1 protein-coding gene is annotated in these 231 nt (G+C 74.5%); it reads left to right on the plus strand.

Translation table 11 applies throughout. The features are described from left to right. Positions 1 to 31 precede the first annotated feature (31 nt). Positions 32 to 231: hypothetical protein (locus OH705_RS28935; protein WP_267303664.1), on the plus strand; the 200-nt coding region annotated here is incomplete at its 3' end.

Here is a 231-nt window from a genome sequence, read left to right on the forward strand (position 1 = left end):
CGGCGAGCCACGCGGACCGCGCACGCGCGGCTTGGGCAGCGTGCTGGAACGCGTGCGCGGCCTGCTGGAGCCGGCCGTCGCCTACGACTACGTGATGCGCGCCAACGCGCACCCGAGTGCGGCGGACCAGCGCCTCGGCGCGCACGGCACGATCACCTTCGCCGGCGCCGGCGCGGTGGTGGAGCCGCTGCCGAAGTTCGTGCCCGAACAACTCGGCGACTGCATCGACTG

Origin of the sequence: Pseudomonas sp. BJa3 (genome assembly GCF_026343815.1) — a bacterium.
Classification (GTDB): domain Bacteria; phylum Pseudomonadota; class Gammaproteobacteria; order Pseudomonadales; family Pseudomonadaceae; genus Aquipseudomonas; species Aquipseudomonas soli.